This is a genomic window from Peribacillus frigoritolerans (genome assembly GCF_030676415.1).
GTDB lineage: Bacteria > Bacillota > Bacilli > Bacillales > DSM-1321 > Peribacillus > Peribacillus frigoritolerans_A.
The window spans coordinates 26,000-50,434 of sequence record NZ_JAUUTW010000016.1 but is presented as its reverse complement, the minus strand read 5'-3'; the positions used below and the strand labels follow the sequence as shown (position 1 = coordinate 50,434).

Sequence of the window (24,435 nt, the reverse complement as noted above, 5' to 3'; positions counted from 1 at the left end):
AACCATAGATGAGGAAGTGATCATTTTGATGAATTTACTTTTTATGTTGCTTTATTTTATAATCATTGTTCTTGTTATTGAAATATCGGTAACCTTGATGAAATTGACTGGATTAAAAAGCACAGTGGCAAGATTTCAGGTTATCTCCATGCTGACGGGTACTGGTTTTACAACTGACGAGTCAAAATCCATTATCGATCACCCCGTTCGAAGGAAAATAAGCATGTTCTTAATTTTATTTGGTGCATTCTCGCTTGCTGTCATCATTTCATCGATCAGTACATTGCTTACAGATGATCTGCGCTTGATGGAGTTAAGCATCATTATTGGAATACTGCTGGTTTTAACCGTTTTAGTGAAAGTTCCATTCCTAAATAATAGATTATCGAATAAGATGAAAAGTGAAATGTACAATCATTATGAATTATGGGAACACCCGATAGAAGAGGTCCTATTTTTAGAAGATGAAGACGTGGTCATGGAGATCGATATTTATGAGGGCTCGGAGTTCATCGATGTCAAAGCCTTTGATGTCATATCACATGGAGCCGACATCAATATTTTATTTATTGAAAGCGGAGAAGTGAAAATCAGGAAAGAGTTATATGAGTATAAAATCAAATTAGGGGATAACCTCTTTTTATATGGAAATAAAAAAGAGATAGAAGACACATTTTCAAAAGAAATCGAAGAGATGAAGAAGAAAAAAAGTACTTCAAGGTGAAAAGAATCCCTGCATGAAATAAGGCAGGGATTTTTTAAATTGCTGTTTTCATTAATGTTTTTTATTCGGTAATTTCTGAGCGGGATTCCCATTGCCTTGACGGCGCATATTGCCTTCTTCCTTTTTCTGCTGCTCTTGAATGCTTTCCACAAATTCCTTTGAACTTTTCATGGAATGAACCTCCTCCGTTATTTTCTTCTTTACTATAACCAGAAGAGGTGAAATTCATGAGTATGGAAGTGATGCTGACTACCTTATAAAGAGGAAAAGGTGGTAATATATGGACTGTGGGGATTCTTTTAACGATCAATGCAATTGCTCCAGGGCCGGTTAACACAGAGTTGTTTAATGTAGGGAAATCGGAGCAGCAAATCGAAGGGATGAAAAAAATGAATGCCTTCGGACGTTTAGGAGAAATGGATGACATTGCTAATGTGGTTTCATTTTTGGCTAGTGAACAAGCTCAATGGGTTACGGGTCAGACAATCAGGGTGAATGGTGGATTCATTTAAATTCAAAAAAATTCATTCGGATGATCGATACACTGTTTGATGCCCACCCTCACTTTCCATTAATAATTTTGAGGGATACTATTGTAAGATTATGTGACATTAGAATATTTGGAATATTGACAAAAATAAGGGTGATATCTATAATAATCAATAATAATATCCATGAATAAACGTTTATTGGGGTTTTGCCTATGGAACGGACAATGACTGTCCGAGAATTATGTGAGATGTATACTCATTTACTGGACAAGGATATTCAAATTCTTGAAAACCTATCAACGAATTTATCGTTGATAGCCAATTTGAATAAAGCGAATGTGTTTATTGATTGTCCGGTGCGTGAAGGGAAGCATGCCATTGTCGTGGCAGAGGCATGCGGACATTCCGTAAAATCGGTTTACGATCATCCGGTTGTCGGGAAATTTGCCTATGAGGCTTTTGAACCGGCAGTATTTTATGTATTGCGCACCGGAAAGGACATGTTCGTGAATCGGGCATTGACTCAAGAGGGGGCAATGGTCCAACAAAGTGTCGTTCCAGTCAAGGGGGAATGCAATCGGGTCATCGCCGTTCTGATCATGGAAAAGGTGATTCATGAAGAACCTGAAACTTCAAAACAGTTTGATAGGCAAGATCAACAAAATTCCTTAGTTCCTGAATTTATCGAGGAGTCCATTTTCCTGATTAATAACCAAAACCGACTTGTCTATACGAATCCTGCTGCCATTAATTTAGTATCGGAAATATGTTTGACGGACTGTGTCTTAGGTGAATCGGTTTTCGATTATTTTCCGGGCTTTGCCGATGTACTTGCTTCAAAAGAGGATATTTTAGTGAAGGAAATGAACATTGGTAAAAAGATTTTCCAAATAAAGAAATTCCATTTGGGCAACAAGAATTCCAATGAAACGTTCATCATCATCCGGGACTTGACTGAACTGCGGGATAAAGAAAGAGAGCTGATTAGCAAGTCAGTAGCCATTCGTGAAATTCATCATAGGGTGAAGAATAATTTGCAGACAGTCGCGAGTTTACTTCGTCTGCAAATGAGGATAGGAGCCCCTGAAGAAAGCAAGCCCCATTTATTGGTCAGTTTGAACCGGGTGTTAAGCATATCGTCGGTTTATGAAATCATTTTGGCAAGCAGTCAGGTCGATCATGTGGATCTGCTGGAGCTTATTAGGAAAATAGGCGATATGATTGTTCATACGGAGGAACATGCCCGTCAAAGCCTAAGCATTGAATATAGTGGTGATGAGCTTCATTCCATTGATTCCGACATTGGCATTTCTGTTGCGCTGGTGGTGAATGAGCTCATTCATAATTGTGTGAAGCATGCTTTCGAGGAAGGAACGGAAGGGAAGATCACCGTATGCTTTCAAAAGGATGGTCCTGAATTGGAAATTCAAGTAAGAGATGATGGCATCGGTTATTCTCAGGCTTTGAAACCTTCTTTGGGGCTGGATATCATCCGCATGACGGTGGAAAATGATTTGGATGGGGAGTTTTCGATTCATCGGATTAAAGAAGGTACCCTGGCTTCTGTAAGATTTCCATACAAGAGGTAGGTGGGAGAAGTGGTCAAGAGGATTTTGGTCGTGGAGGATGAATCGATTGTTCTGCTTGATATAACGATTATGCTCAAGGATGCAGGTTTCGATGTAGTTGGACATGCCCGTAACGGAGAGAAGGCGATTGAATTGGCACATGCACTACAGCCGGATCTCGTTTTGATGGATATCAAAATGCCTAAAATGAATGGGCTTAAGGCTAGCGATGTGATATCCAATACCTTTCAGATTCCGGTCCTGCTTTTAACGGCATTCAGCCAGCGTGAATATATCGACGAGGCGAAGCGGGCGAATATCGTCGGATATCTCGTAAAGCCAATTACGGAGGCGAATTTGATTCCGGCAGTGGAGATAGCTTTGCTGCAAGCAGCCAATACAAAGAAGTATCAGGAACGAAATGCTCAATTGGATGAAACGCTCGCAAATCGTAAAGTCATTGAAAAGGCAAAAGGCATTATCATGAAAAGGAAGAATGTAACAGAAGAAATCGCTTACAATAAGCTGAGAAGGCTAAGTATGGATAAGCAGCTTTCCATGGAGACGGTGGCACGCCTAATCATTTCAAATGATCAAAAACAAGTAAATAGATGAAGCAATGGCGCTTTGATGGACCAAATTTGGTTGTAGGCAGGCATTTCTGCCGAACAACCTAAGTTTGGGCTCTAAGAGGCGTCTTTTTTATACCCTTTTTTTAAAGCCGTTAGGCCAAATCAAATTGGAATTCAGGGGGAATATGTATGGAGATGGTAGGTAAATTCGTTATTTATATCATTATGGTGTGTGCCGTTGTCGGTGCTATTGCATCGATTAAAGACAGTGAGAAAGGCTTGGGGAAACAGTTCATGGAAGGTTTGCATACCGTTGGCCATATATTTATCCCGGCAGCTGGAATCATGGCCTCGATCCCTTATTTATCATGGTTCATCGATACAGTATGCGGCCCGATTTTTGCTGCGATCGGTGCAGATCCCGCCCTCGCCGCAACAACGATTCTGGCAACGGATATGGGGGGTTACCAATTAGCGGCCGAGCTGCAGGAATCATATGAAGGCTGGATCATGGCGATGATTGTCGGCTTTATGTCTGGGGCAACGATTGTATTCTCGATTCCAATGGGGCTTGCGATGCTGGAGAAGCGTGATCATAAATACATGGCACTTGGTGTCATGTCAGGAATCCTGACGATTCCGATTGGCGCTTTTATCTCAAGCGTGCTGGTGGTGGCAACGAATTCGAAAATCCGCGAAGTGATTTCCACGAATGCGGATTCTACATACGAATTCGCGTTAAGCTATTTGGAAATTGCCCTGAATCTTTCCCCCCTTCTTATTTTTGTGGTATTGCTCGCGTTAGGTCTTTATTTCCTTCCGGATTTGATGATCAAAGGTTTCATGTGGTTTGGAAAAATATTGGATGCCGCGATTAAACTTGTACTCGTGTTTTCAATCGTGGAAATTTTCACCGGACTGTTTTCCCATGTATTTGGTGCTTGGGGGTTCCATCCCATCATGGCCGATAAGGCAGACCAGTTCCGTGCCCTGGAAACGGCGGGGTATATCGGGATAATGCTGGCGGGTGCTTTTCCAATGATTTACCTGATTCAAAAATATGCTGGCAAGCCGCTTGAAGCGATGGGCGGGAAAATCGGATTGAGCAAAGCGGGAAGTGCCGGGATATTAGCCACGGTTGCCAATATATTAGCGATGTTCAAACTTGTTAAGGATATGCCGCCGAAGGATAAGGTCATAAACATTTCCTTCGCTGTGTGTGCGGCCTTCCTATTAGGCGATCATTTATCATTCACAGCCAACTTTCAGCCCTCCTTGATATTGCCGATCATTGTCGGCAAGCTATCTGCCGGAGCGATTGGAATCGGTCTTGCTTACTGGCTGTCCGTTCCGAAAGCTTTGGAATTGGAGGAAAAGGATCGTGCAGAAGGAGTTATCGGCGTAAATGAATATAAAACGAAAAACGAGGAAGAAAACAGCAATGAAATCCAAGTGGTATAAAACTGGGGTGTGATTTTTAATGAATGAACAGGTGGAACGAATCATCAGTGCAGGAATTGATATTGGCACCAGTACGACGAAACTTGTTATTAGCAAGCTTTCGCTTAGGAATGTGGCAGGTGGCGGACAGGTGCCAAAAATCGAAATTACCGAAAAAGAAATTCTGTATCGAAGTCCCATTTTCAGGACCCCGCTTTTATCCGAGACGGTAATTGATATTCCTTCAGTTCAAAGAATGGTGGAAAGTGAATACCAAAAAGCCGGAATCACGATCGATAACATACAAACAGGGGCTGTCATCATCACGGGGGAAACGGCAACCAAACAAAATGCAGAAGAAATGGTTTACCGGTTATCTAAAGCGGCGGGGGAATTCCTTGTAGCGGCAGCCGGTCCGGATTTGGAGGGTATCATTGCCGCCAAAGGATCCGGCGCCTATCAACATTCAATTGAGACAAGAAAGACTGTAGCGAACATAGACATTGGCGGGGGAACGGCGAATATTGCCGTATACCGTTCTGGGATGCTTTGCGGAACATGCACACTGCATATAGGAGGCCGTTTGGTGGAGTGGGAGGGAGCGAAGGTGAAGGTTGCTCCTTCAATAGGGAAATGGCTGAAATCAAAGGGGCACTCTCCTTTGAATGGTGATGGGGCAATCATCGCAAATGAAATGGCGAAGGTGCTTTCGAGGTTTTTGGCTGGTTCATTCACAAAAGAAGATGAACTTCTTTTAGTGGGGAAGGAGCCATCTTGGACAGGACGAATTGATGTGTTGATGTTCTCGGGAGGTGTCAGTGATTGCATCTATCATGAAGAACGGGAGGATAAAAGCTTCCTGGATATCGGCATGATGCTTGCCGCCTCTATTAAGGAAAATGAAGAATTGGCTGCATGGGCGTGGGAACAGCCCGTTGAAACGGTTCGGGCGACTGTCCTTGGAGCAGGCGCACATACGACTGAAATAAGCGGTGCTACCATCGAGGTGAATGATTCTCATCTGCCCGTTCGTAATATCCCGGTCTATCGGGTCGATTTTCATGGCGTGCTTGATGATGTAACCGCGAGAATGGCACAAGCTGTCCAGGATGCGATCACGATTTACGATCCCCAGCAGGAGGGGGTGAATTTTGCCTTTTATTTAACGAATTTACCTTATCAATCATTTCGGGACATTCACCAGCTCGCAGTCGCTTTTACCGAGGCGCTGAAGCAAAAACCGAATCGGCAGCAGCCTCTGATCATTGTCATGGATAGTGATTATGGGAAGTCACTTGGTCAAACAATTTTAGCGAACCAACCGGATCTGCCGGTCATTTGCATTGATCAGACAGAAGTGGAGCATGGTGATTATTTAGATATAGGAAGGCTGCTGCGGACAGGGGTCGTTCCGGTTGTAGTAAAAACGCTAACCTTTCACAGTTAGAGGAAAAGGAGGATTATACGATGAAATTATCCACTCAATACTTTGGGGAGACCCATCAATTCAAATCGTTGAAAGAGGTCTTGGCCAAGGCGAATGAAGAGAAATCAGGAGATAGACTTGCGGGAATTGCAGCAGATTCGGTCCAAGAACGGATTGCGGCGAAAGCGGTGCTTAGCGAATTGACTTTGGCGGACATTAGGAACTATCCCCTGCTCTCCCCGGAAGAGGATGAAGTGTCGCGGATCATAGATGGTCTCATCAATGGAACCATCTATCAATCTGTGAAGAATTGGAGCGTTGCCGAGCTGCGTGAATATATTTTGAGTGACGAAACGACCGGCGAGGATTTAAAGCGAATAAGCAGGGGATTGAATAGTGAAATGATTGCTGCGGCAGCCAAGATAATGTCGAACCTCGATCTTATCCATGCAGCCAATAAAATCGAAGTGCTCACCAAGAATAATAGCACGATCGGATACAAAGGAACGCTTGCTTCGCGCCTTCAGCCTAACCACCCGACTGACAATGTGGATGGCATGCTGGCTTCTTTAAAAGAAGGACTCTCCTATGGAATCGGGGATGCACTCATTGGAATCAACCCTGTCGATGATTCAGTAGAAAGCGTAAAGCGGCTGCTTCATGCGACACAGGATGTCATCCAGAAGTGGAACATCCCGACCCAAAATTGTGTGCTTGCGCATGTGACCACGCAAATGAAGGCCGTACAGCAGGGTGCGCCTGCTGATATGATCTTTCAAAGCATAGCCGGAACGGAAACGGCCAATCGCTCTTTTGGAATTAACGTACAATTGCTCGAAGAAGCTAATGAGGTCGCGAAGGCCTATGGGACCGGCACAGGCCCGCAGCATCTTTATTTTGAAACGGGGCAAGGCTCCGAGTTATCGGCTGAAGCGCATTTCGGAATCGATCAGGTGACGCTTGAAGCCAGGAACTATGGATTTGCCCGCTATTTTGATCCGTACATTGTCAATACGGTCGTCGGATTCATCGGACCTGAATATCTATATAACAGCAAGCAGGTCATCCGCGCAGGGTTAGAAGATCATTTCATGGGGAAGATGCATGTACTGCCGATGGGAGTGGATATTTGCTATACGAATCATATGAAGGCGGATCAAAATGATATCGAGGACTTGGGTGTACTTTTAACGGCGGCTGGTGTGAATTTCATCATCGCAACTCCGATGGGGGATGACTGCATGTTAAACTATCAGTCTTTGAGTTACCACGATATAGCGACTTTGAGGCAAACGATGGATAAGCGGCCTGCCCCATTATATGAAGCTTGGCTGGAGAGGATGGGGATTATGGAGAATGGAAAATTAACGAAGCGTGCCGGCGATCCAACTATATTTAACCATTAGGAGTGATGATATGGGAATGAATAATAAGGAAGATTTGGATGATTTGGTGGCCAAAACCCCTGCACGTATAGGGGTAGGCAGGTCAGGGACCCGGCCGAAGACGGATTCTTGGCTGAAATTCCGTTTTGACCATGCGGCGGCCGTCGATGCTGTATATGGTGAAGTCAGTGATATTCTTTTGAAACGCTTGGATTTATTCAAGGTGAAAACGAAGGCCGATGATAAGGAAGTCTATTTACGGCGTCCCGATTATGGCAGGAAGCTTTCGGATGAAGCAAAGCGGGTGATAGAAGCCAAATGCATAAAGGCCCCAACGGTTCAAATCATCATTTCGGATGGCTTAAGTGCCAAGGCGATCGAAGAAAATGCGGAGGACGTCTATTTATCTTTCAAACAATCTTTGGCAGTGGCAGGTCTGAATACAGGTACACCTTTTTATATTGAAAAGGGCCGGGTTGCCGTAATGGATGATATCGGTGAAATCCTTGGACCTGAGGTCATTGTCCTGTTGATCGGTGAACGGCCTGGTCTAGTCAGTGCGGAATCATTGAGCGCTTATATTTGCTATAAACCACGTTTGGGCACCATTGAAGCAGAGAGGATGGTCATTTCCAACATCCATAAAGGAGGGATCCCCCCGGTTGAAGCTGGAGCGCATCTTGGCACGGTCATTCAAAAGATCCTCAAATACCAAGCGAGCGGCATGACCCTCGTGAAGAAAGAATATGAAGAAGAAAAGCGTGAAAAACTCGGTTGAAAAAATAAAAATGGAGGAGCGAATTACTCCACTCAGTTTGTCGGCAAAAGGAGAGGAGGGATGGTCTCATCCCGAACCATGATTAAGACAAGGTTATACATTATGGTTTTTGAACGTTGATTTCCACTTCAGGCACTCGCTTTCCGCGGGCGGTCCGGGAGCCCCCTCGGCGCTCTTTGCGCCTGTGGGTCTCCCTTGGACGCGCTTTTCCCACAGGAGTCTCGTACCTTCCGTTTCAATCAACTGGATTGTTTTTTTAAGAAAAAACTGTAGTCTGGTCTCACCCCGAACCATGATTAAGACAAGGTTACACTTTGGGTTTTTTACTGTTTTATAAACCTCTAACTAAATTGAAGAAATTTGCGACACTCCTGCGGAATAACTGGATAGCCGAGAACCCACAGGCGCTTGCGTTGATGAGGCTTGGCAGACAGTCGGCGGAAAGGGAGCGGATTTCTGAAACAACTGGAACGTTTTTAATAAAAAAACTGCAGGCAAACTCGATTTATTCGAATTTGTCTACAGTCTGGGGGAGCGAATTGCTCCTCTATTTACTTGTCCCTAAATTCCATAATCCAAACGGGTTGTAGAAGGGATGGTCTTCTTCATATCTAAAGTCCTGAAGGCCAGTCAATATAAAGTCGGGTGCATCTTGTTGAATGCTAAAGGTTTCGCCATTCTTAAAGAGAGGCCGTTCACCTAAATGGTAATAATTAAATGTGTTAAGCAGAGCAGCCGCCTCTTTCGGACTCATTGTGTTAAGTGTCACCGCATCGGGAAGACCAAAAGCTTTCATTCCGAATGAACAATAATAATCTTCCTCTCCGATGATCGTGACAAAATGGGCATATACCGAGAGAATATCCGAGCTATGATGAAGTTGCTGCCAATCTTCCTTTGGATGGGCAATTCCAGCCGTTTCTATTTTCACTGCCATTCCGCCTGCCCGGAGGATCGCTGCCCCGGCATCGATCAAATCGATAACAGTTCCGGTATCGGATACATCGGCTATTATATAAACGGTAAAGGTATGGTCATTGATTTCCTCTAATTCACTCTCTGAAAAGGCGTCTTTACTGGCGTAAGAAAAGCTCTCTTTTAAAGTGGGTTCATAATCATGGATCTCCGCCTGAAAAGTAATGTTCTTATCCTTGTTATGAAAAACATTCCCGGCTAACAGATACCCTTCGCTTCGAGAAGCGACCGATTGAATCAATTCTGTCCGGTCCTTCCATTTACCGGGTATCCCGATGATGATTTGGTTGTCCTTCATGGATCATCTCTCCTTTCCGCTCACTTCATACTATACCACTACTGATCTTTTCCATAGTATTTCATAAAAAATTGCGCCAAGCTCCGATAAATGCCAGTGAGGGATGTGCAGGACTTTTTCAAAATTATACAATTGATGTATAATATAATCTAGTAAACGTATAGCCTATCTTCAACGGAATTCCCCTGGTGGGTTTTCTAATAGGGCCGTATCTTAAAAAATCTATTCGTATATATCAATGATGAAAGAGAGTGGAATATAATGGGTCGTAAGTGGAATAACATTAAAGAAAAAAAAGCGTCAAAAGATGCTAATACTAGTCGGATTTATGCTAAGTTCGGACGGGAAATATATGTAGTGGCAAAACAAGGTGAACCAGATCCAGAATCCAATCAGGCATTAAGGGTCGTACTTGAGCGTGCGAAAACGTACAATGTTCCAAGAGCGATCATTGACCGTGCGATTGAAAAAGCCAAAGGCGGTTCGGAAGAAAACTATGACGAACTTCGTTATGAAGGATTCGGTCCAAATGGTTCAATGGTCATCGTGGATGCATTGACAAACAACGTGAACCGGACGGCATCTGATGTACGTGCCGCATTTGGGAAAAATGGCGGGAATATGGGTGTCAGCGGATCTGTTGCTTATATGTTCGATGCAACGGCTGTAATCGGGATTGAAGGTAAAACGGCTGATGATGTTCTTGAACTTTTAATGGAAGCGGATGTTGATGTACGTGACATCATTGAAGAAGAAGAAAGTGTCATCGTTTATGCTGAACCTGAACAATTCCATGCTGTACAACAAGCATTCAAGGATGCAGGAATCAGCGATTTTACTGTGGCAGAGCTGACGATGCTTGCACAAAATGACCTAACCCTACCAGAAGATGCACAAGCACATTTCGAGAAAATGATTGATGCATTGGAAGATTTGGAAGATGTTCAACAAGTTTATCATAATGTAGATCTTGGTGAATGAAAAAAAACGAGCAGACCTTTGCTATATGATCAAAGGCCTGCTTATTTTATTTGAATGCAAAGAGCCTGTTCCGAATCACGAAACAGGCTTTTACCTTTGATTATTCATTTATGGTGATTCCGGAAAGTTCACGGTCTTTCTTTACCTTCTCCAATTCCGAAATGGTGACCAGTTGATAATCTTGGTCATGCAGTTGTTTGATGATTTTTCCTGCAGCCTGGGCGCTAGTTTGATAGATATCATGCATTAATATGATTCTGCCATCTTTGGCTTTGCTCATCACTTTGTTTACGATTTTCTTTTCATTGCGTTCTTTCCAATCCTCGGGATCGACATCCCAAAGCGTGACTTTCTTATCCTCCATGTATTCACGCACATTATTGTTAATCGCTCCATATGGGGGACGGACGAGAGTTGGCTCAGCACCTGTAGCTTTTTCTACAGCGTCCTGGGTTTTTTTGATTTGATCTTCGATTTTGTTCTTGCTTAAGCGCGTCAGCTGCGGATGATCCCATGAATGGTTGCCGATCTCATTTCCTTGCTGTAGCATCTTTTGCAGAACTTCTGGATAGTGCTGAACGCGGCTTCCAAGCACGAAAAATGTCGCGTGTCCATCATACTTGTTCAGGTCTTCAAGAATGGACATGGTATGACTTGGATGTGGACCGTCATCGAACGTCAAGGCAATGACCTTTTTGGAAGGGTCGATCCATTCATTTTGCACGGGCAGTTTGGCGACGATATGTTTCGGCTGCCATTCCTTTACAAGATCCTCATTCAAATCTTCACTTTGATATGAATCTAGCAAACTATCTTTAAAGAGTTCCTTATTGATGGCTATTGTATGGGTCTTAGTTGAATCATCAGTCTTAACGTAGAATACAAGCGTATTTTTCAAGACTGAAAAAGAATTGAAGCTGGCTGCCTTCAGTTTGTTTTCCTTTTTAATGAGACTGTTTGAAATGCCTTCTTCTTCCTTCTCCGTCAACTCTTCAAAAACAATATCGGATAAAACGGATAAATAATCAGTATCCGTGGCAAAGATGTCTTCTATAGAGAGCTTTTGCTGAGATGGAATATCATAAGTGAAGATCTGGGATCCAGACTGCTTCTTTCCTTCCACTTGCTCATATTTATCGAAGGAAATCGTAATCGTCTGTTTGCTGAAATGGAGGATCGTATAGGTGAGGTTAAGCTCGGAAGCTTTTCCGTCGGATGCTTTCCATTTCTTTTCATAATGTTTAATTTCTTTCTTTATGTAGGCTTCTAGCTGCTTGTCGATATTTTCCAAATGCAGAACGGGCCTGCTGGCTGAATATCCGCCTTTCGTATTATCTTTCACATACGTTTGTATGTCGGCTTCAGGGTAATTTTTATCGGTTGTATAGGCCGAAACGGTTCTTTTCTTATCAAAAGCAAGGCTTTTGATGGCTAACCCCAATGTTCCCACAGCAGCTGTTAGACAAAATAGAAAAATAATTACTTTTTTATAATTTAATTTTCTCATGATGCACTCCACCTCGATAATCATTCTACTATATAGACGCGCCAAAAGTCTTGAAAGTTTGTAAAAATTTTCATTTTTTTATATTTATATATTTCCTCGTTCATTTTCAAACTTTTATGGCTGCATTAACGTCTATTCTATGTACCTAGGATATGTAATTTAAATGTAAGGAGCTCTATCATGCAATGAAAAATCTAGATATGAATCAATTAATCGAGGCCCGGATAACCAAACGGCAAGATAATTTGTACAGACTTGCTTTTTACTATGTCAAAAATCAAGAGGATGCCCTTGATATCGTGCAGGAATCGATCAGGAAAGCGCTAGCCTCCAGCAGCAAAATCAAAGACGCTGCTTCTATAGATAGTTGGTTATATAAGATCATCGTCCGAACGGCACTGGATGTTTTGCGGAAGAAAAAGAAACTGACCGTCGCCGATGACGAAACAATAGAATACTTACGCAGCGGTGAGGAAGATCCCTATCCTGACCTGGATTTGCAAAAGTCCCTGGAAGGACTTTCGGTCAAGTACAAAACGGTAGTCGTTCTCCGTTTCTTTGAGGACCTGAAGTTGGAAGAGATAGCGGAAGTGCTGGAAGAGAACGTAAGCACGATTAAAACGAGATTATATAAAGCGCTGAAACTATTGCGGATCAACATGACTGAACGGGAGGAAACGAAAAAATGGAAAAAAAATTAAAAGATCTGCGGGAAGAATATCTTAAAACACCGATACCAAAGGAATTGAATGATGTCGTTCAAGCAGCCTTGAATGAAAAGCCCAGGAAGAAGCCAAGGGTTGGCAGGAATATCCTCGTTTCAGCGGCTGCGGCGCTTCTGATTGTAACAGCTTCCGTAAACATCAGTCCGGCAGCGGCAAAAGCCATGAGTGATATTCCGATAGTCGATAAGGTCATCAAAGTGATTACCTTCGTAGAATGGAACGAAGAAGCGAATGATTCCTCGGCAGTAATCAAAACACCTGCTATATCCGGTCTGGAGAATAAACAGCTCGAAGATAGCTTGAATGATAAATACTTATCGGAAAGCAAGCAGCTTTATAAGGAATTCACGGACTCCATGTCAAAACTGAAGGAAGGCGAAAAGGGCAATATCTCGGTGGAAAGCGGATATGTGATATTGACGGATAATGAAACGATATTATCCGTACAGCGTTATACGGATACGATTCAGGCTTCCAGTTCTACAGAAAGTCAATTCGATACAGTCGACAAGAAAAACGAAGGGCTATTAACGCTAAATAGCTTATTTAAAGATGATCGTTATCTTCAGGTGATCAGCGAGAACATCAAGGAACAGATGAAGCGGCAGATGGCTGAAGATCCGGAAAAGATATATTGGGTCGAAGATGATGATCTAACTGCATTTAAAGGCATCGATGAAAACCATAACTTTTATATAAACGAAGATGGCAAGCTAGTCATCGCCTTTAACAGCTATGAAGCTGCGCCTGGATATATGGGGGCCGTCGAGTTCATCATCCCGACAAAGGTGCTGTCAGACCTTCTTGTGGGCGATCAATATATCCATTAAAACGACCCTATTTGTCATTCTTATGAGGGGCGGGAGGTTTTTAAAACGCCACAATACCCATTAAAAAGACGAACCGACGTTACTTGATTACAGTAACCTTGGCTCGTCTCTTTTTTGTTCTAATTTCATCTGATCCAGTTCCAGCCTCATTTTTTCCGTCTCCATAAGGAAGTTTTCATGTTTGAGTTTTTCAAGTTCCAATTCAACTTGTAGCATATTGTGTTTGGTTTTTGACTGTTTTTCGAAATGGGTTGTCAGTATTCCGAGTATAGGGATGGAAAAAATCATCACGACGGTTATGATCCCGAACATTATGGTGCCTCCTCGTTTTTATATCTATTATTTGGTGAATATAACGGTTGTGGTGGGGTTTTGCAAAATTCGCCATTTCCGATTCTCATTAATATGTGCATGGCAACCAAAGTGATATGAAACGTAATACCATTGGTGAAGTTAGGGCAATATATCATTGATGAACGCTCCCTATTAGACTATATAGAATGTTTTTTACTGGGGAATGCGAACTTTTGCTTGTATGGTGGAAAGCCACTTCTGTTTACTTTGAAATCAATTATTTAAATATAATAAATATTTATTTACATCAAAGAAAATAAAAGTTATTATACAATAATAAAAGGAGGGCTAGGTATGGCAACGATAAATAAACAGAAAATTGTGGATAGTGTACCTCAAAAAGGTTTTTTTGGAAACCCAAAAGGACTATTCACCCTTTTCTTTACTGAGTTCTGGGAGCGTTTCTCCTATTATGGCATGAGGGCCATTCTTGTTTACTATATGTATTATGAAGTTTCTAAAGGGGGACTAGGTCTTGAAGAAACCACAGCCCTTGCCCTTGTATCCATTTATGGATCTTTAGTATATATGTCAGGTATTATTGGCGGATGGCTTGCCGATAGGATTTTCGGGACCTCAAAAGCCGTATTATACGGTGGTATCTTGATCATGCTCGGGCATATTGTCCTTGCTGTACCAGGCAATCTCTCCATGTTCTTTGTTTCCATGGTACTCATTGTTCTGGGTACTGGTTTATTAAAACCGAATGTTTCCAGCATTGTCGGTGAAATTTACGTGGAAAATGACGAACGCCGGGATTCCGGTTTCAGTATATTCTATATGGGTATCAACATGGGTGCATTCCTTTCACCACTCATTGTTGGTTCAGTCATGAACTACAGCTTTCACCTTGGGTTTGGCATAGCCGCAATTGGTATGTTGATTGGACTCATCGTATTTGTTGCAACAAAGAAAAAGAACCTGGGTCTGGCTGGAACTTTTCCTGCTAACCCATTATCACAGAATGAAAAGAAAAAAGTATTCACTAAATTGGGGATAGCTGCACTTATCATAGCTGCCATCATCGGCATCACTGCCTCAGCAGGCATCTTAACGATTGAAACATTCATTAATCTTGTAGGTATCCTAGGGATCGTTATTCCGACCCTTTATTTCATTTTCATGTATCGCAGCCCGAAAACGACTTCTGTTGAACGTTCACGCTTGCTTGCCTATATTCCCTTGTTTATAGCAGCTGTCATGTTCTGGGCGATTCAAGAGCAAGGTGCAACAATATTGGCAAACTATGCAGACAAACGGACACAATTGAATTTTGCTGGTATAGAAATAAACCCGGCATGGTTCCAATCTTTGAACCCTTTGTTCATCATTACCCTTGCACCAGTATTCGCCTGGTTATGGATTAAACTAGGAAAGCGTCAGCCGACCATTCCTCAAAAATTCTCAATAGGTCTACTGTTCGCCGGCTTATCATTCCTGGTGATCCTGCTTCCTGTTTATTTCGGCGGATCGGACGCATTAGTCAATCCGCTATGGCTTGTCCTTAGCTATTTCCTTGTAGTACTTGGAGAACTTTGTTTATCTCCTGTTGGACTTTCAGCAACTACAAAATTGGCTCCGGCCGCATTCTCGGCACAAACGATGAGCCTGTGGTTCCTGGCAAGTGCAGCAGCACAAGCACTGAACGCACAAATCGTAAGATTCTACACACCTCAAACCGAAATGGCTTATTTTGGAGTGATCGGTGTTGCTTCAATAGTCCTTGGACTGGCCCTGATGGCCTTATCACCAAGGATACAAGGTTACATGAAAGGCATTCGCTAAACACTTAGCAAGCAGTAAAAGAAAGATGACCTCCGAATTAGACGAGGTCATCTTTTTTTCATTTTCTGTGCCCCTTGAATGGGGGCTCTATAGGTTCCAAAAGTGATCCGTGGAATTTCAGAAAGGATATGGTTGCCAGGAAGAAATAAGCGAAATATGAAAAAAAAGAGCATCCTTTATAGAATTGCTCTTTTTTCCGGTTGTAAGAACCTTTTCCTTTTTTGACGGGTGGAGGGGTCAAACGCCCAACGCATTCGGCTATTTGTCATTTCACCAATGGTTTTCTTTTTGGTTTTATTCGTTTTAGCCATTGTATATATTCATACTTTCATAGTGATTGAACAAAATTCTAGCTTTGTACACCTTTGTTTTTACTCGCAATAATTGAAGCCACAATTGCAAAGGGAAGTAAAAAGAAAGCCAGTATTCCATATCCAGCTCCTTCAAACCCTTTAATGTTCACAAAACCCATATAAAACAAAATAAACGAAGCTATAACGGTTAATATGCTTGGTAAAAGCTTTACAAATAAAGATAAATGTAATTTCCTAAACGACCACGCTAAAATATTACTAACATTCCAGGGACACAAGCGACCAGGAGGGGAACTCCAAGTAAATTTATTCTTATTTATTTAAAGAATGAAAAGGACAGCCGGTGGTGGTCATCTTCTTGGAAGATGTGAGGGAGGAAAACAAAAAATTCGAACGTAAAGGTGAAAATAGGTTTAAGAAGTTGGATTCAGGGGAGGTGTGAAGGTAAAATTTGTGACGTAACTTAGATTCTTAATAAAACCTTTTGAATAAAAGGCGCAACAGTTAAGTTACAGTCTTTTTATATGGATTATTTAGTTGGAGTCTTAGACAATTATTCGGCAGGGGAGACTAACTGCAAGCGACATAGATAGCTGTAAATAAGGCTAATGGTCAGTAAGATCACTTATATTAGTGATCGCAGTTTGTCGGAAAAAGGGGTTCTATCTGAAAATTATACAAAGTTGAATGGAACGGAAGGTGTGAGACTCCTGCGGGAAAAGCGCGTCTAAGGGAGACACCGCAGGCGCTTGCGTCGAGGAGGCTCCCGGACCGCCCGCGGAAAGCGAGTGCCCTACGTTCCAATCAACGTTCGAATTTTCCCTCAAAAGACTGTAGGCAAAATCTATTATTATCGAGTTTGTGTACAGACAAAGTTCACTTATATTAGTGATCAGCCTTTTTCTTATCGAAATCTCCAAATAGCCAACTGAAAAATACAATAAATGCTACGAAATAGAATGCATATCCTAAATTCCCTGACCACTTTATCGGTTGGCCACTAAAGTATTGCTGACCAGAGCGGGCAAGATACGTGAGTATGATACCTACTATACAACTAATGAAAAATCTTTTCTTTGTTATCGCCAAATTGCAACTCTACTCCTTTGCTAATCCAGTTTACAATAAATATCCAATCATTTACATAAAAATTATTAAAACAGTTTTTTTAAAATGTAGTCCAGTAATGGTGCGTAATGAAAAAGCGGATAGGGATGAATATTATATTTATATCGAACTCGATTTTCAAAAAACAGGAGGTGAAAATGAAACTTTTACTTGGAATATGCATATCCCTGCAAATGACTTTCGTGCTGCTTTTCATCCCGGGGATTACTCCAACGCTATATTCATATGTTGGAGCAAGCATTTATTTGATCATTGGATTTGCAAGTCTGGTGATCAGCTTATATTTAGCAGGCAAGACTTCTTGGGCATTTCGTTTATTGCAATCATCTTTTCCTTGCTTATCATTTGTTCACCATTTTCATTTAATTCTTGCCTGAAGCCGGGATGCCGGTAATCCCTTTGTTTGAATAGGTGACATCATCCAAAATTCAATCAAAAAAAAGGGCATCCCATCGAGGGTGCCCGTTCTGATTCCATCCAATCATTGATGGAGATGATCAATAGCTGCGCTTAAAAAAGGTTGTTTAAACATAAGTATATAAAACTTCCTCAGATTCAAGATCTGCTTCTTCTTGGATAGCCAAAGATGTTTGATCTCTTCGGTATATGGACAACATCTGTGATCTTTCTTCATGAAGTCCCTTGCAAAGATATAGAAGGAAGCGGAATGAGCCTTGCTTTTCCGGTTCTTTGTGAATCAGTTTGCTGCTGGGATCAATCCTTTATGAATGGAGACTTCCTGAATGGCACGGTAGACGGTTTCGACCATGAAATCGAGTTCCTTTTCTGACATGGAAAGGATCGGCATCATCGTGATGACTGGACCAAGTTCCCGGATGATCAGGCCATTTTCCCGTGCTGTATGGATGATTCCAGAAACGACGTTCTCTTGGAGGGTGAACGTTTCTTTTGTTTGGCGGTCTTTAACGATTTCCACTCCAATCATGAAGCCGCGCTGGCGGATATCGCCGACTATCGGAAGTTCGTATAGCGCTTGCAGTCTTTGTGATAGGTATTTTGATTTTTTCTGGATGTCTTTAATGAGATTGCGGCTTTCCATTAGCTCGATATTCTTCAGGGCCAGTGCACAGGCAAGCTGATTTCCTGTATAGGTGTGGCCGTGATAGAAGGTTTTATGTTCTTCCCGTTCTCCCAAGAAGGATTGAAAGATCTGCTCGTTCATGATGGTGGCTGCGAGTGGCATATATCCCCCAGTGATCCCTTTGCCCATACACATGATATCGGGGACGACATCTTCCTGTTCGCAGGCAAACATTGTACCGGTGCGACCGAATCCTACGGCCACCTCGTCACAAATTAAGAGGATATTGAACTTTTTGCATAATTGTTCGACCTGTTTCAAAAAGCCCTGGGGATGGGTTATGATGCCTGCTGCTCCCTGCACCAGCGGTTCGATGATCAATCCTGCAATTTCGTCTGATTGTTCTTGCAGTAACTTCTCCAGTTCCTTCAAGCAATGGTTTTTCACGGCTTCTTGATCTCCATACTCAGCCATGTGATAGGCATATGGTGAAGGGGCGGAAATCCGTTGAAATAAGAGGGGCTTAAAGATTCTATGGAATAGATCCATACCGCCCACACTCACAGCTCCGACAGTATCGCCGTGGTATGCTTCGTCAAGTGAGACGAATTTGTTTTTATTCTGATGCTTGACGGGATCGATATTCTGCCAATATTGATAAGCGACTTTAAGGGCGATTTCCACAGCGGCAGATCCCGTGTCAGAGTAGAAGACTTTCGATAAAGAACCAGGAGTGATCTCTGCCAGTTTTTTTGCCAGTAAGATCGATGGTACATTCGCAGATCCCAGCAGCGTGGAGTGCGCGACTTTATTCACTTGTTCAATAAGGGCGCCGTTTAATTCCGGCTCGTTATGCCCGTGCACGTTCACCCATAATGAAGCATAGCCGTCGAGGTAGCGTTTGCCATCCACATCAATCAGGTAGCTGCCTTCGCCGCGTTCGATGATCAGCGGTTTACTTTCCCGATACGTTTTCATTTGTGTGAACGGATGCCATACATATTCCTTATCCCATTGTTCTAAATCCTGACTGTTCATGCTTTGAACACCTCTTTCAGTTGTTGGGTATAATCTTGATCACCAAGTAAATCAAGGATGCAGATCCTCAAGTCTTTTCTAACATCGGCCAGTGTTGGGATGCAGGCGAGGCCATTCAGCCCAGTCAGCTTTTCAATGGTTTCGATATTGTCTTGATGAATCCGATCTTCTGGCCGGTAATGATTATACAAAATGGTTTTCACGTTTATATCATGGACTTGGGCATAAGAATGGGTCGTCACGACATCATGAATCGCCCCTAAACCGCTTGTGGATACGAAGAGGACAGGCATGCCGCAATCCCTTATGAAATCCGCCGTCATATAGAAACCTTCCGTTCGTTCAATAAGCGGCACAGCCAATCCGCCAGCGCCCTCGACTAATACGATGTCATACATTTCCTCAAGTTCATGAACCCTTTCCACGACTTTCTTCTCATCAATTAGACTACCGGTTAATTTAATCGCCAAATGTGGGGAGGTTTCGGGTTCCAGTGTGTAAAACCCTGATTCCTTTACACCGAGTTCCTGCTCAAACCAAGATATATCGGGGTATGTATTATTTTCCTCATTGATTCCAGTTTGAAATGGCTTGAATATCGTGACGCTTTTCCCCAATGTTTGAAGAGACAGATAGAGTGCACTCGTGACGATGGTCTTTCCAATATCCGTGCCAGTTCCGGTTATAAAGTAGGCTTGGCCCATGGATGATTCAGCTCCTTTACATTTATATATCTTGCAATGCGCGGACGTACTTGTTGAATGATGACAGCACATAGAATGCATAGCATTAAATCACCGGGTACAGGTAATAAGAAACCGTAAAGAATCGTTTGGTTGATTGAAAGCGGCGTTTCCACAATCCACTTCATCGCACCATACAGCCAGATGCAGCCGAAAAAGTAAACGGTCAGCAGAGAGGCGGCATTTGCAAAGAATATGGAACGAATCGTGGACAGGGAAAACCGGTTGATCAGCCATCCATTTACATAGGCTCCCAGTATATATCCGAGCAAATAGCCGAAAGTGGGTTTGAATATATAGCCGAATCCCCCGCCTTCAGCAAACACGGGCACCCCGATAAGCCCGATCAAGACGTAGCATAACTGACTGAGCATCCCAAGCCGGGGCCCCAATAATGCGCCTGCCAAATAGACTGCCAGAATTTGCAGTGTGAATGGTATGTAAGGGATAGGTATCTTAATAAAGGCGCCAATTGCAGTTAACGCGGCAAAAAGGGCAACATAAGAAATCGTCCTTGCTTTCAAGTTTTTACCCTCCTTTTTAGAAATGGCAGGCAGAATGCCCACTATTAGTTTGCCTGATTCCCATTTTATATGTCAACTAATTTATCATTTGGTTAACATATAAAATGCCAGCTTTCTTAGGATTTAAAGAACAGACTAGGAAAATATTGAAAAAAGACCATTGAATAATATTTTGTTTGTATGTTATTATTCTATCAATATGTTAACTTAAAGTATTTTAGGTTAACAAATCTTATGGCTTCATTGCCAGGCATTGTTGATACTGCTAAATGTTAAAGGTTGCCCATTGTGGTTGATGGTACATGCGACCGGTTGGTTGGAAGGGAAAGTGGATTAGAGATGGGGACACTCGCAACTGGAGCTGTAGGTTGCCGGAAGTAGGTCTATTTACCAGATATCATCCGTTTTATGTGCGGAGAACCGGAACGGGTTAAATTCTTTTTCAAGAATTACATAGTCACGGAATCCATGCACCAGCGATTTGGCACACTTAAATGGCAGCACATCGGGAACAACAGATGTGATTAGCGTGTGCAAAATTATCCAATCCATCCCGGGTTCTGGTAATTAATCGCGGAAGATTCACGGGAAGGAATATACAACATTAAAAGAAAAGAGGGATTAGGTTTGGAAACATTGGTAAGGGATTGGAAGATGTTAGCGGAGAACGTTATCAAAGGATATAAAGTGACGGAGGAAGAGGCATTATCCATCGTACAAGCCCCAGACGAAGAGGTTTTGGAAATTTTGAATGCAGCCTATCTCATACGTAAGCATCATTACGGGAAAAAAGTTAAATTGAATATGATCATCAATACGAAATCAGGATTATGTCCTGAAGATTGCGGCTACTGCTCACAGTCGATCGTGTCGGAGGCCCCAATCGATAAATATGCTTGGCTGACTAAAGAAAAGATTGTCGAGGGAGCGCAAGAATCAATTCGTCGTAAAGCGGGTACTTATTGCATCGTTGCGTCTGGCCGTCGTCCGACCAACAGGGAAATCGATCATGTCATTGAAGCGGTAAAAGAAATCCGCGAAACGACTGATCTTAAAATCTGCTGCTGTTTAGGTTTCCTGAATGAGGAACATGCCGGTAAACTGGCGGAAGCAGGCGTTCATCGCTACAACCACAACTTGAATACATCACAGGAAAACTACAGCAAAATTACATCGACACATACATATGAAGACCGGGTAGATACAGTCGAAGCTGTGAAAGAAGCCGGAATGTCTCCATGTTCTGGTGCCATTTTCGGTATGGGGGAATCTGAGGCGGAAGCGGTGGAAGTAGCTCTATCCTTACGCAGCCTTGATGCAGATTCCATTCCTTGTAATTTTCTCAATGCAATTGACGGAACGCCGCTTGAGGGAACTTCCGAGTTGACCCCCACTAAATGCCTGAAATTGATTTCGATGATGAGATTCGTTAATCCGAGTAAAGAAATCCGTCTGGCCGGCGGTCGTGAAGTCAATCTCCGTTCCATACAGCCCATGGCACTTTATGCAGCCAATTCCATCTTCGTCGGCGACTATTTAACGACAGCTGGTCAAGAACCCACAGCTGATTGGGGAATCATCGAAGACCTGGGATTTGAAATTGAAGAATGTGCCCTTTAATTGATAAAGAAGATTATTGAGACAAACTAAAAAAACACCCTTAGGGTGTTTTTTTTTCAGTTTGTCGAATAAAGGGGTGGTAATCATAAACATAACTAGTTTATCCTTGATGTTTTTACAGTCCCCCTTAAAGGATGGAAGAAATTTGCGAGACTCCTGCCGAATAACTGGCTAGCCAAGACTTCACAGCCGCTTACGGTGAAGAGGCTTGGCACAGTCGGCGGAAGGGGAGCTGATTTCCGGAAGTGGGTATGTGTAATGATTTCCACTCCAGGCACTCGCTTTCCGCGGGCGGTCCGGGGAGCCTCCTCGGCGTTCGCCTGCGGGGTCTCCCTTGGCCACGCTTTTCCCGCAGGAGTCTCGTACCTTACGTTCCAATCAGCTGGAACTTCTTTTTTAAGAGAGATTGTAGGGAAACTGGCTCTTCTTCTCCAATTCGTCTACAGTCTGGCGGTTCCATCAATTTTCCGGCAAAAGGAGTTTCGAATTGTTCCCACCCCGAACCATAATCTTAAACAAGACTAGTTTATCCTTCATGTTTTTTTACAGTCCCCCTTAAAGGATGGAAGAAATTTGAAAGACTCCTGCCGAATAACTGGCTAGCCGAGACCCCACAGGCGCTTGCGCCGAGAAGGCTCGTCAGGCAGTCGGCGGAAAGGGAGCGGATTTTTGAAATCAACAGGAATGTAATTTCAAGAAAAAACTGAAGGCTCGGACATATCCCGAAGCAAGCTTAAGATAGGGGACCTTCATAGTTTTTTACAGTCCCCCTTAAAGGATGGAAGAAATTTGCGAGACTCCTGCCGAATAACTGGCTAGCTGAGACCCCACAGGCGCTTGCGCCGAGGAGGCTCGGCAGGCAGTCGGCGGAAAGGGAGCGGATTTCTGAAATCAACAGGAATGTAATTTCAAGAAAAAACTGAAGGCTCGGACACATCCCGAAGCAAGCTTAAGATAGGGGACCTTCATAGTTTTTTACAGTCCCCCTTAAAGGATGGAAGAAATTTGCGAGACTCCTGCCGAATAACTGGCTAGCCGAGACCCCACAGGCGCTTGCGCCGAGGAGGCTCGGCAGACGCAGACAGTCGGCGGAAAGGGAGCGGATTTCTGGAATCAACTGGAATGTAATTTCAAGAAAAAACTGAAGGCTCGGACATATCCCGAAGCAAGTTTAAGATAGGGGATCCTTCATAGTTTTTTACAGTAATCCTAAAAGGGTGGAATCAACTGGAACGGTTTTCAAAGAAAAAAACTGCAGACATTGCTGTAATAGAACTAATGTCCTTCAACCTTTACAAAAATAAAAAAATAATGATAAGTGAAAATAATGAAAAAAAAATGCTAAATTGTAAGGAGAGGTTTTATAATGAATTACCTGAATACAATAACATTTGCTGCATGGTAGTAAACGATTATGATATAGGGAAAGGATCAGTATTGGTAATATCAATAATGAGAGGATAGTTTTGTGTGATGCATATATGGCTGATTAGTTTTATTATTTTATTATTGCTATTAATATTTTATACTATTATCCCAACGGTGCTTATTCGTGTATGCAGTCTGGGAATAACAAAAAAAATCAATTCGAATAATGGGATTGCGCTAACTTTCGATGATGGTCCAAACCCTGAATACACGATAAAATTACTTGATCTTTTAAAAGAATATGAGATAAAGGCCACATTTTTTGTTGTTGGCAGTAAAGTGAAAAGAAATCCTGAGATTATTAAAAGAATGCATGAAGAGGGACATACTATAGGTATCCATCATTTTCATCATGTTTCAAGTTGGATCCTATCACCAATCCATCTACGGAAACAGTTGGAAATGACTGAAAAGGCGATAAATGAATGTACGAATGAAAAGGTTGTTTTTTATAGACCGCCATGGGGTCATTTTAATATGTTCACCCCACTTTTCAGTAAGAAATATAGAATGATAATGTGGTCCGGCATCTTCGGGGATTGGAAAGTCGAAAAATGCAAAAATACTCTGCTTGATCAACTGCGAAGCACTTCGACAGAAGGTTCCATCCTGTTGCTTCATGACTGTGGTGAAACCTTGGGAGCGGATAAAGAAGCACCGGGCTATATGATTGAAATGTTAAAAATTTACCTGCAGGAGAGTAAGGAAAAGGGAACACACTTTATTACTTTAAAAGACTTATAAATTATTCTGGGGGTA

The 24,435-nt window shown here is 42.6% G+C and carries 21 protein-coding genes and 2 pseudogenes; 15 read left to right on the top strand and 8 right to left on the bottom strand.

Annotated elements, in window-relative coordinates:
• Positions 1-28: 28 nt before the first annotated feature.
• Positions 29-724 carry a hypothetical protein gene (locus Q8G36_RS15840; protein WP_305160879.1) on the top strand — a complete coding sequence of 232 codons (696 nt, stop codon included), beginning with the start codon at positions 29-31 and terminating at the stop codon, positions 722-724.
• A gap of 51 nt (positions 725-775) precedes the next feature.
• Here Q8G36_RS15840 and Q8G36_RS15835 read toward each other — a convergent pair whose 3' ends face one another.
• A complete protein-coding gene (locus Q8G36_RS15835; protein WP_048686276.1) occupies positions 776-895 on the bottom strand; it encodes a DUF4023 family protein in 120 nt (39 codons plus the stop codon).
• A 128-nt stretch (positions 896-1,023) separates the two neighbouring features.
• Here Q8G36_RS15835 and Q8G36_RS15830 point away from each other — a divergent pair.
• The 7 genes and pseudogenes from Q8G36_RS15830 to eutC all read left to right on the top strand — a co-directional run.
• Positions 1,024-1,236 (top strand): annotated as a pseudogene (locus Q8G36_RS15830) (SDR family oxidoreductase); the annotation flags it as partial.
• A 191-nt stretch (positions 1,237-1,427) separates the two neighbouring features.
• Complete coding sequence (locus Q8G36_RS15825) at positions 1,428-2,804, top strand: sensor histidine kinase (protein ID WP_305160814.1); 1,377 nt, start codon at positions 1,428-1,430, stop codon at positions 2,802-2,804.
• 9 nt (positions 2,805-2,813) lie between these two features.
• The gene (locus Q8G36_RS15820) at positions 2,814-3,398 is read left to right on the top strand and encodes an ANTAR domain-containing response regulator (protein WP_305160813.1); all 585 of its coding nucleotides are present in this window, start codon (positions 2,814-2,816) and stop codon (positions 3,396-3,398) included.
• A 146-nt stretch (positions 3,399-3,544) separates the two neighbouring features.
• Complete coding sequence (gene eutH, locus Q8G36_RS15815; protein WP_305160812.1) at positions 3,545-4,816, top strand: ethanolamine utilization protein EutH; 1,272 nt, start codon at positions 3,545-3,547, stop codon at positions 4,814-4,816.
• Positions 4,817-4,835: 19 nt separating this feature from the next.
• Positions 4,836-6,242 carry an ethanolamine ammonia-lyase reactivating factor EutA gene (locus Q8G36_RS15810; RefSeq protein ID WP_305160811.1) on the top strand — a complete coding sequence of 469 codons (1,407 nt, stop codon included), beginning with the start codon at positions 4,836-4,838 and terminating at the stop codon, positions 6,240-6,242.
• Between the two features lie 20 nt (positions 6,243-6,262).
• The gene (locus Q8G36_RS15805) at positions 6,263-7,627 is read left to right on the top strand and encodes an ethanolamine ammonia-lyase subunit EutB (RefSeq protein ID WP_305160810.1); all 1,365 of its coding nucleotides are present in this window, start codon (positions 6,263-6,265) and stop codon (positions 7,625-7,627) included.
• Positions 7,628-7,655: 28 nt separating this feature from the next.
• Positions 7,656-8,384: pseudogene (eutC, locus tag Q8G36_RS15800) on the top strand (ethanolamine ammonia-lyase subunit EutC); the annotation flags it as partial.
• A gap of 547 nt (positions 8,385-8,931) precedes the next feature.
• On the opposite strand, the gene Q8G36_RS15795 reads toward eutC, so the two are convergent.
• Positions 8,932-9,657 (bottom strand): DUF4261 domain-containing protein, encoded by a 726-nt coding sequence (locus Q8G36_RS15795; protein ID WP_305160809.1) that lies wholly within the window; start codon positions 9,655-9,657, stop codon positions 8,932-8,934.
• Between the two features lie 261 nt (positions 9,658-9,918).
• Between Q8G36_RS15795 and Q8G36_RS15790 the strand changes: the two genes are divergently transcribed.
• Positions 9,919-10,638: a YebC/PmpR family DNA-binding transcriptional regulator gene (locus Q8G36_RS15790; protein WP_305160808.1), complete on the top strand. Its 720-nt coding sequence runs from the start codon at positions 9,919-9,921 to the stop codon at positions 10,636-10,638.
• A gap of 100 nt (positions 10,639-10,738) precedes the next feature.
• On the opposite strand, the gene Q8G36_RS15785 is transcribed toward Q8G36_RS15790, so the two are convergent.
• The gene (locus tag Q8G36_RS15785) at positions 10,739-12,145 is read right to left on the bottom strand and encodes a polysaccharide deacetylase family protein (RefSeq protein WP_305160807.1); all 1,407 of its coding nucleotides are present in this window, start codon (positions 12,143-12,145) and stop codon (positions 10,739-10,741) included.
• A gap of 185 nt (positions 12,146-12,330) precedes the next feature.
• On the opposite strand from Q8G36_RS15785, the gene Q8G36_RS15780 reads away from it, so the two are divergent.
• Together Q8G36_RS15780 and Q8G36_RS15775 are read left to right on the top strand one after the other, a co-directional pair.
• On the top strand, positions 12,331-12,846 hold the full coding sequence (locus tag Q8G36_RS15780; RefSeq protein WP_305160806.1) for an RNA polymerase sigma factor: 516 nt from the start codon (positions 12,331-12,333) through the stop codon (positions 12,844-12,846).
• Entirely contained in the window at positions 12,831-13,700 is an 870-nt protein-coding gene (locus Q8G36_RS15775) for an anti-sigma-V factor rsiV (RefSeq protein ID WP_305160805.1), read from the top strand. The genes Q8G36_RS15780 and Q8G36_RS15775 overlap by 16 nt, the downstream gene beginning before the upstream one ends.
• A gap of 87 nt (positions 13,701-13,787) precedes the next feature.
• On the opposite strand, the gene Q8G36_RS15770 is transcribed toward Q8G36_RS15775, so the two are convergent.
• Positions 13,788-14,012, bottom strand: a complete 225-nt coding sequence (locus tag Q8G36_RS15770) for a hypothetical protein (protein ID WP_305160804.1) — start codon at positions 14,010-14,012, stop codon at positions 13,788-13,790.
• A gap of 336 nt (positions 14,013-14,348) precedes the next feature.
• Here Q8G36_RS15770 and Q8G36_RS15765 point away from each other — a divergent pair, with 336 nt between their 5' ends.
• Entirely contained in the window at positions 14,349-15,839 is a 1,491-nt protein-coding gene (locus tag Q8G36_RS15765; RefSeq protein ID WP_305160803.1) for a peptide MFS transporter, read from the top strand.
• Between the two features lie 349 nt (positions 15,840-16,188).
• Here Q8G36_RS15765 and Q8G36_RS15760 read toward each other — a convergent pair whose 3' ends face one another.
• Entirely contained in the window at positions 16,189-16,431 is a 243-nt protein-coding gene (locus tag Q8G36_RS15760; protein WP_305160802.1) for a YesK family protein, read from the bottom strand.
• A 987-nt stretch (positions 16,432-17,418) separates the two neighbouring features.
• On the opposite strand from Q8G36_RS15760, the gene Q8G36_RS15755 reads away from it, so the two are divergent.
• Positions 17,419-17,658: a hypothetical protein gene (locus Q8G36_RS15755; RefSeq protein ID WP_305160801.1), complete on the top strand. Its 240-nt coding sequence runs from the start codon at positions 17,419-17,421 to the stop codon at positions 17,656-17,658.
• A 320-nt stretch (positions 17,659-17,978) separates the two neighbouring features.
• Here the strand turns inward: Q8G36_RS15755 and bioA are convergent, their stop codons facing one another.
• The 3 genes from bioA to Q8G36_RS15740 are packed head-to-tail and all read right to left on the bottom strand — an operon-like array spanning position 17,979 to position 20,628.
• Entirely contained in the window at positions 17,979-19,361 is a 1,383-nt protein-coding gene (gene bioA / locus Q8G36_RS15750; protein ID WP_305160800.1) for an adenosylmethionine--8-amino-7-oxononanoate transaminase, read from the bottom strand.
• Positions 19,358-20,065, bottom strand: a complete 708-nt coding sequence (gene bioD, locus Q8G36_RS15745; protein ID WP_305160799.1) for a dethiobiotin synthase — start codon at positions 20,063-20,065, stop codon at positions 19,358-19,360. The genes bioA and bioD overlap by 4 nt, the downstream gene beginning before the upstream one ends.
• Positions 20,044-20,628 carry a biotin transporter BioY gene (locus Q8G36_RS15740; protein WP_305160798.1) on the bottom strand — a complete coding sequence of 195 codons (585 nt, stop codon included), beginning with the start codon at positions 20,626-20,628 and terminating at the stop codon, positions 20,044-20,046. The genes bioD and Q8G36_RS15740 overlap by 22 nt, the downstream gene beginning before the upstream one ends.
• Before the next feature lie 654 nt (positions 20,629-21,282).
• On the opposite strand from Q8G36_RS15740, the gene bioB reads away from it, so the two are divergent.
• Together bioB and Q8G36_RS15730 are read left to right on the top strand one after the other, a co-directional pair.
• A complete protein-coding gene (bioB, locus tag Q8G36_RS15735; RefSeq protein ID WP_305160878.1) occupies positions 21,283-22,248 on the top strand; it encodes a biotin synthase BioB in 966 nt (321 codons plus the stop codon).
• A 1,473-nt stretch (positions 22,249-23,721) separates the two neighbouring features.
• Positions 23,722-24,420, top strand: a complete 699-nt coding sequence (locus Q8G36_RS15730; protein WP_305160877.1) for a polysaccharide deacetylase family protein — start codon at positions 23,722-23,724, stop codon at positions 24,418-24,420.
• Positions 24,421-24,435 lie beyond the last annotated feature (15 nt).